Here is a 6,778-nt window from a genome sequence, read left to right as displayed (position 1 = left end):
ACAGCCCGTGGCGTCACGGTGCCTGACGTGTGTGACGTGCCAACTGTGTCACGTTCGGCGGCCCGCCGCTGTGAAGCAATTCACACGCCTGCGCGGCGGCGGGTGACGAAATGTGAGTGCCGTCAGGGGCCGTTGCCCTGCGGCCCGGTCGCCGGCGGCGTCGCATGCCCGCTGGAGCCGGGCGCCAGCTTGCGGCCGAAGGCCTCGCCGACGCGGCGGATGGGGGCGCTGGCTGCCTCGGCGCCACGGTTGATGCCGCGGCGCGTGGCGTCCTCGGCCCGGTCGATGCCGCGGCCGGCGGCATCGGTGCCGCGCTTCATGCCGCCGACGACCTTGCCGTCCTGCGCGGGCTGCTTGAGCGTGTGGGCGCGCTGCGCCCTGGGTGGATCGTTGCCCTCGGGCTGGGCGGCCGCCGGCAGGGCGGCGCCGAGCACCGCGGCGGAACCGGCCAGCGCCAGCAGTCGGACAACGGAAAGGATGCGTGTGTTCGTCATGGCAACTCCCGCCGGCGCGGCCGGCGGGAGCCGCTGCCGGATCACGTGGCCGGCTTGTCGCTCGGCGACTTGATGTTATTGCGCAGTTCGTCGCTCATGGGTAGGCCAACTGCCTGGTTCTTCGGGGGAATGGGCCCCATGAACCACTTGTCGTAGAGCTTCTCGAACTCGCCCGACTTCATCATGCCGGTGATCACGCCGTCCACCAGCGCCTTGAACTTCGGATCGTCCTTGCGGACCATGCAGGCGTAGGGCTCGACCTGCAGCGCCTCGCCCACCACCTCCAGGCTGGCCGGGTCCTTGGCGTTGGCCTTCAGGCCGTACAGCAGGATGTCGTCCATCGGGAAGGCGGCGGCGCGGTCGGTCTCCACCAGCAGCAGCGCGTCGGCGTGGTCCTTGGTGCCAACGACGTCGATGCCCAGCTTCTTCTCGTCGTTGTACTTGCGCACGACGAGCATGTTGGTGGTGCCGGTGGTGATGGCCACCTTCTTGCCCTTGAGGTCGGCCCAGTCCTTGATGCCGGAGCTCTTCTTCACCAGGAGGCGCGTGCCCGTGTAGAAGTGGTTGATGGCGAAGTCCACGTCCTTGCCGCGGGCGCTGTTGTTGGTGGTGGAGCCGCACTCCAGGTCGACGGTGCCGTTGTTCAGCAGCGGGATGCGGTTCTGCGAGGTGACGGGCATCCACTCGACCTTCAGGTCGGCCTTGCCGGTCTGCTTCTTCACCGCCTCGGCGACGGCGTTGGAGATGTCCACCGCGAAGCCGATCGGCTTGCCGGGACCGTCCAGGTAGCTGAAGGGCACGGAGGACTCGCGGTAGGCGAACGTGATCTTGTTGGCCTCGGCCGCCTTGGCCAAGGTATCGCCGGCCTGCGCGGACGTGGCCGCCAGCGCGGCGAGCAGGACGGCGGCGGACAGTGCGGAGAGCTTCATGGGTACCTTTCTCGGGAACGAAGTAAAAGAAGAAACACCCGGCAAGCAAGGGTCCGGCCAGTGTGGACGCAAGCCCGCCCACCGTGGCATTCCTTTTTGCCCGCGGCCCATGTTCAAAGCTTATGGTGAGGGTATCCCCCATGATCTGCCGGCATGGGTGGGCATGCGATCGGCATGGTCCACATGCCGCGCGGGCGCCTAGAGTGGACGCCTCGGCGGGCACCGTCCCTTCCTCCTCATCCTCTTCCTCACTCGTCTCATGCACATCTGCGTGCTCGGCGCCGGCATCGTGGGCCTGGCCTGCGCCTGGGAGTTGCAACGCCAGGGCCACCAGGTCACGGTGGTCGACCAGGCCACGCCGGGCGCCGGCACCAGCAGCGGCAACGGCGCGCAGCTGAGCTACTCGTACGTGGCGCCGCTGGCCGATGCGTCCATCTGGCGCCAGCTGCCGCACCTGCTGCTGGCCGGCGATTCGCCGCTGAAGCTGCGGCCCCGCCTGGACCCGCAGCAGTGGCGCTGGGGCCTGGCCTTCCTGGCCGCCTGCAACGCGCGCGCCGCCGCCGACGGCACGGCGCGGCTGCTCTCGCTGGCGGCCGTCAGCCGCGTGGGCTTCGAGGCCATGCGCGCCGAGCTGGCGCCCGGCGACGCGCCCTTCTGCGACTTCTCCGCCACCGGCAAGCTGGTGCTCTACCGCAGCCGCGAGGGCCTGGAGGCGGCGGGCGGGCAGATCGCGCTGCAGCGCCGCCTGGGCGCGCCGGAACAGGCCGTGGTGACGCCCGAGGAATGCGTGCGGCTAGAACCGGCGCTGGCGCAGTACGCCCGCCGGATCGCCGGCGGCGTGCACACGCCCAGCGAATGCGCGGCTGACTGCCTGAAGGTCTGCCAGGCGCTGGCCGCGGCGCTGGCGCAGCGCGGCGTGCGCTTCGTGCTGGGGCACGCGGCCGAGGCCTTCGACCTGCGCGCCGGCCGCGTGCAGGCGGTGCAGACCGCCGCCGGGCCGGTGCAGGCCGACCTGTTCGTGATGGCGCTGGGCACGGCCAGCGTGCGCTTCGGCCGGCAGCTCGGCGCCTACCTGCCGGTCTACCCGCTCAAGGGCTACAGCATCACCGTGCCGGTGGATGCGGCGCCCGGCGCCGCGCCGCGCGTGAGCGTGACCGACACCGCCCGCAAGACGGTGTTCGCCCGCCTGGGCGACCGCCTGCGCGTGGCCGGCATGGCGGAGCTGGTGGGCGAGGACCTGGCCATCCCGCAGGATCGCGTCGACACGCTGGTCGCGGCGACGAAGGCCGTCTTCCCGCAGGCGGCGCGCGACTTCGGCGCGCCGCAGCCCTGGGCCGGCCTGCGGCCGGCCACGCCGCGCGGCACGCCCATCGTCGGGCGGGTGGGCCGCGCGCCGCGCAACATGCTGTTCAACACCGGCCACGGCGCGCTGGGCTTCACGCTGGCCTTCGGCTCCGCTGCCGAGATCGCGGCGCTGGCGGCGGCCGGGCCCTGACGAGGTCAGTCTTCCAGCACCTGCTGCACGCACTGCAGCAGGCTGCGCACCGCCACCGACTCCGTGGCGTGCAGCGGGCGCAGCGCGCGCACGGGCACCGGCAGCTGCGGGCGCAGGGCCAGCACGTCGACCCGGCTGCGGTCGGCCGAGCGCGAGGTGCAGGCGTCCACCAGCGCCACGCCCAGGCCGTGGTGCGCCATCGCCAGCGCGGCGTGGTAGGTCTGGACGGTGATCACGGCGTTCAGGCTCACGCCGGCATCGCGGCAGGCCTGGCTGAGGCTGGTGCCCACCGGGTCGCGCGCGTCGAGCGCCGCCACCGGCACGCCGTCCAGCGCCGCCAGGTCGACGGCGCCCTGCGCCACCGCCGCGCGCGGCAGCAGGCCGCGCGGCGCGATGCAGACGATCGGGCTGGTGGCCAGCGTCTCGTGCGCCAGCCCCGGCGGCGGCACCGGGTTGAAGGCCAGGCCCACGTCGGCCTCGCGCAGCAGCAGCGCCGAGACGATCTGCGGCGTGTGCAGCCCCTCCACGTGGATCGTCACGCTGGGATGCCGGCGGCGGAAGGCGACCAGCGCGCGCGGCAGCACCTCGTGCGTGAGCGCCATCACCGCCAGGATGCGCAGCACCGTCGCGTCGCCGCCGGCGCGCAGGCTGGCGGCCAGCCGCTGCACCTCGTCCATCTGCGCGAACAGGCGCTCGATGTGCGGGTACAGCGCCTGCGCCTCGGCGGTGGGCGTGAGGCGGCCCTTGTCGCGGCGGAACAGCGCGAAGCCCAGCTGCAGCTCGGCATGCTGCAGCGTGCGGCTGACGGCCGGCTGCGTGACGTTGATCAGCCGCGCCGCCGCGCTCACGCTGCCGGTGAGCATGACGGCGTTGAAGACCTCGATGTGGCGCAGCCGCATCGGCTCAGTTTTCTTCGCCGCGCTGCGCGCGGGCGAGGCGCTCGCTCTTCCAGTACACGTCGTCGCCGCCGTCCACGCGGTTGAGCACGCGGGCCAGCACGAACATCAGGTCCGACAGGCGGTTGAGGTAGTGGCGCGGCGCGGCGCCGACGGCTTCGCCCTGCTGCGCCGCCAGCGCCACCACGGCGCGCTCGGCCCGGCGCGCCACGGTGCGGCACACGTGCGCCTGCGCGGCGGCGCGGGTGCCGGCCGGCAGGATGAATTCCATCAGCCGCGGCAGCGCGGCGTTGTGCTCGGCCAGCGCGTTGTCGAGCTGGAGCACGGCTTCGTCCTTGAGCAGCGTGTGCCCCGGCATCGACAGCTCGCCGCCCAGGTTGAAGAGCTGGTGCTGCACGTCCACCAGCAGCTCGCGCACGCCGTCGGGCAGCGGCTCGCACAGCAGCAGGCCGATGTGCGAGTTCAGCTCGTCCACGTCGCCCATCGCGGCGAAGCGCGGGTGGTGCTTGGGCAGGCGCGTGTTGTCGGCCAGGCCGGAGGTGCCGTCGTCGCCGGTGCGCGTGGCGATCTGCGTGAGTCGGTTGCCCATGAGGTGGCTCGGGAGAGTGAGGAAACCGCGCAATGGTAGGCCGCGCGGGCGCAGGCGGCTCAGCCCGGCCGTGTGGCGGTGTATTCGGAGAACACGCCCAGTTCCACGTGGCGCTCGACGCGCTCGAAGCCGGCGGCGCGCAGCGCCTCGATCACCGTGGCGGGCGGGATGCAGGCCTCGATGGTGTCCCAGTAGAAGCGCCACAGCTCCGGCGTGGCCCGCCGGCGCGCGACGAGGCGGGCGATCACCGGCACCACGGTGCGCATGTAGCCCTTGAGCACGGCCGTGCCGACGCGGCCTTCGGGCTTGCTGATCTCCAGCACCAGCAGGCGCCCGCCCGGGCGCAGCACGCGGAAGAACTCGGCGAAGGCCGCGCTCACGTCGGCGATGTGGCGCAGCGCATAGCCCATGCTGAGGAAGTCGCTGCTGCCATCGGGCAAGGGCAGCGCCTCGGCCCGGCCGGCGAGCAGGTCCGCGCGCGGCAGCGCCACCTCGCGCAGCATGCCGGGACTGGGATCGACGCCGACCAGCCGCCCGCGCGGCCCGACGAGCGCCAGCGCCTCGCGCGCCACCAGGCCGGTGCCGATGCCCACGTCCACCACGTGTGCGCCGGCGCCGAGTCCGGCGCGCCTGAGTGCCGCGCGGCGGTACCAGGCGCCCGAGCCCAGCGCCAGCACGCGCTCGATGCGGTCGTAGTCGGGCGCGGTGTCGTCGAAGATGCGGCGCAGGTAGCGGCCATGCTCCGCCTCGTCGGCGTAGTAGGCCGGCAGCGGCGCATGCGGGAGCTGCACCTTGGCGGCGGCGACCGGCGGGCGGGCTTCACTCATCGAATCATTATTGCCCCCGGGTCCCGCGCGCCCCGGGCCATGCGCCGGCGGTGCGCAGGGGCATCCGCGCGAGGCGGTGCGTTCCTAGAATGGCAGACCGCCCGGCCCCGCCCCAAGGAGACCCCCCATGAACGCGCCCGCCCACCTGGCCCACGTCGCCCCCGAGATCGCACCCCGCCCCGTGCCCCAGGCGCTGCTGGACGCGCTGGCCGCGCGCTTCGGCGCGCAGTGCTCCACCGCGATGGCGGTGCGCACGCAGCACGGGCGCGACGAGTCCTCCTACACCGACGTGCCGCCGCCGGCGGCGGTGGTCTTCGCCGAGAGCACGCAGGACGTGGCCGAGGCCGTGAAGCTGGCGGCCGAGCACGCGGTGCCGGTGATTCCCTACGGCGTCGGCTCCTCGCTCGAAGGGCACCTGCTGGCGGTGCAGGGCGGCATCAGCATCGACGTCTCGCGCATGAACCGCGTGCTCTCGGTCAACGCGGACGACCTCACCGTCACCGTGCAGCCGGGCGTCACGCGCAAGCAGCTCAACGACGAGATCAAGTCCACGGGCCTGTTCTTCCCCATCGACCCGGGCGCCGACGCCTCGATCGGCGGCATGACGGCCACGCGCGCCAGCGGCACCAACGCCGTGCGCTACGGCACGATGCGCGAGAACGTGCTGGCGCTGGAGGTGGTGACCGCGAGCGGCGAGGCGATCCGCACCGGCACGCGGGCCAAGAAGTCGAGCGCCGGCTACGACCTCACGCGCCTGATCGTCGGCAGCGAGGGCACGCTGGGCGTGGTCACCGAGATCACGCTGCGCCTGTACCCGCTGCCCGAGGCGGTGTCGGCCGCGATCTGCTCCTTCCCCAGCATCGAGGCCGCCGTGCGCACGGTGATCCAGACCATCCAGCTCGGCGTGCCGATCGCGCGGGTGGAGCTGATCGACGCGAACACGGTGCGCATGGTCAACGCGCACAGCAAGCTCGGGCTGCGCGAGGAACCGATGCTGCTGATGGAGTTCCACGGCTCGCCGGCCGGCGTGAAGGAGCAGGCCGAGACGGTGCAGGAGATCGCGGCGGAGCACGGCGGCAACGCCTTCGAGTGGGCCACCACGCCCGAGGAGCGCACCCGCCTGTGGACGGCACGGCACAACGCGTACTTCGCCGCCATCCAGAGCCGGCCCGGCTGCCGCGCCATCAGCACCGACACCTGCGTGCCGATCTCGCGCCTGGCCGACTGCCTGCTCGACTCGGTGGCCGAGGCGGACGCCAGCGGCATCCCCTACTTCCTCGTCGGCCACGTGGGCGACGGCAACTTCCACTTCGGCTACCTGATCGACCCCGAGGACCCGGCCGAGCGCGCCAAGGCGGAGGAACTGAACCACACGCTGGTGGCGCGCGCCATTGCGCTGGAAGGCACCTGCACCGGCGAGCACGGCGTGGGCCTGCACAAGATGGGCTTCCTGCTGGACGAGGCCGGCGCCGGCGCGGTGGACATGATGCGCACCATCAAGCGCGCGCTGGACCCGAAGAACATCATGAACCCGGGGAAGATCTTCAG

At 72.6% G+C, this 6,778-nt stretch carries 7 protein-coding genes; 2 read left to right on the top strand and 5 right to left on the bottom strand.

Annotation, left to right across the window (positions count from 1 at the left end):
- Window positions 1-122: 122 nt before the first annotated feature.
- Window positions 123-494 carry a hypothetical protein gene (locus ACIY1X_RS18485; protein ID WP_038202563.1) on the bottom strand — a complete coding sequence of 124 codons (372 nt, stop codon included), beginning with the start codon at window positions 492-494 and terminating at the stop codon, window positions 123-125.
- A gap of 41 nt (window positions 495-535) precedes the next feature.
- Window positions 536-1,423, bottom strand: coding sequence for a transporter substrate-binding domain-containing protein (locus tag ACIY1X_RS18480; RefSeq protein ID WP_399683271.1), 888 nt, complete (start codon window positions 1,421-1,423; stop codon window positions 536-538).
- Between the two features lie 259 nt (window positions 1,424-1,682).
- Between ACIY1X_RS18480 and ACIY1X_RS18475 the strand changes: the two genes are divergently transcribed.
- Window positions 1,683-2,918, top strand: coding sequence for a D-amino acid dehydrogenase (locus tag ACIY1X_RS18475; RefSeq protein WP_399683269.1), 1,236 nt, complete (start codon window positions 1,683-1,685; stop codon window positions 2,916-2,918).
- A 5-nt stretch (window positions 2,919-2,923) separates the two neighbouring features.
- On the opposite strand, the gene ACIY1X_RS18470 is transcribed toward ACIY1X_RS18475, so the two are convergent.
- Genes ACIY1X_RS18470 through ACIY1X_RS18460 form a run of 3 tightly spaced genes read right to left on the bottom strand, consistent with a single transcriptional unit; the run spans window position 2,924 to window position 5,230 of the window.
- Window positions 2,924-3,817 carry a LysR family transcriptional regulator gene (locus tag ACIY1X_RS18470; RefSeq protein ID WP_399683267.1) on the bottom strand — a complete coding sequence of 298 codons (894 nt, stop codon included), beginning with the start codon at window positions 3,815-3,817 and terminating at the stop codon, window positions 2,924-2,926.
- Between the two features lie 4 nt (window positions 3,818-3,821).
- A complete protein-coding gene (locus ACIY1X_RS18465) occupies window positions 3,822-4,403 on the bottom strand; it encodes a cob(I)yrinic acid a,c-diamide adenosyltransferase (RefSeq protein ID WP_399683265.1) in 582 nt (193 codons plus the stop codon).
- Between the two features lie 59 nt (window positions 4,404-4,462).
- Window positions 4,463-5,230, bottom strand: a complete 768-nt coding sequence (locus ACIY1X_RS18460; RefSeq protein WP_399683263.1) for a class I SAM-dependent methyltransferase — start codon at window positions 5,228-5,230, stop codon at window positions 4,463-4,465.
- A 127-nt stretch (window positions 5,231-5,357) separates the two neighbouring features.
- Here ACIY1X_RS18460 and ACIY1X_RS18455 point away from each other — a divergent pair.
- Window positions 5,358-6,778 (top strand): FAD-binding oxidoreductase (locus tag ACIY1X_RS18455; RefSeq protein WP_399683260.1); only part of this gene is annotated, 1,421 nt, incomplete at its 3' end.

This window comes from Xenophilus sp. (assembly GCF_044462705.1).
Taxonomy (GTDB): domain Bacteria; phylum Pseudomonadota; class Gammaproteobacteria; order Burkholderiales; family Burkholderiaceae_C; genus Xenophilus; species Xenophilus azovorans.
This window is presented reverse-complemented; position numbering and strand designations above follow the sequence as displayed.

What these genes read in the sequence shown, in the direction of transcription:
- ACIY1X_RS18480 (WP_399683271.1), bottom strand. Translation starts at nt 1,423, where the DNA reads ATGAAGCTCTCCGCACTGTCCGCCGCCGTCCTGCTCGCCGCGCTGGCG.
- ACIY1X_RS18460 (WP_399683263.1), bottom strand. Translation starts at nt 5,230, where the DNA reads ATGAGTGAAGCCCGCCCGCCGGTCGCCGCCGCCAAGGTGCAGCTCCCG.
- ACIY1X_RS18465 (WP_399683265.1), bottom strand. Translation starts at nt 4,403, where the DNA reads ATGGGCAACCGACTCACGCAGATCGCCACGCGCACCGGCGACGACGGC.
- ACIY1X_RS18485 (WP_038202563.1), bottom strand. Translation starts at nt 494, where the DNA reads ATGACGAACACACGCATCCTTTCCGTTGTCCGACTGCTGGCGCTGGCC.
- ACIY1X_RS18475 (WP_399683269.1), top strand. Translation starts at nt 1,683, where the DNA reads ATGCACATCTGCGTGCTCGGCGCCGGCATCGTGGGCCTGGCCTGCGCC.
- ACIY1X_RS18470 (WP_399683267.1), bottom strand. Translation starts at nt 3,817, where the DNA reads ATGCGGCTGCGCCACATCGAGGTCTTCAACGCCGTCATGCTCACCGGC.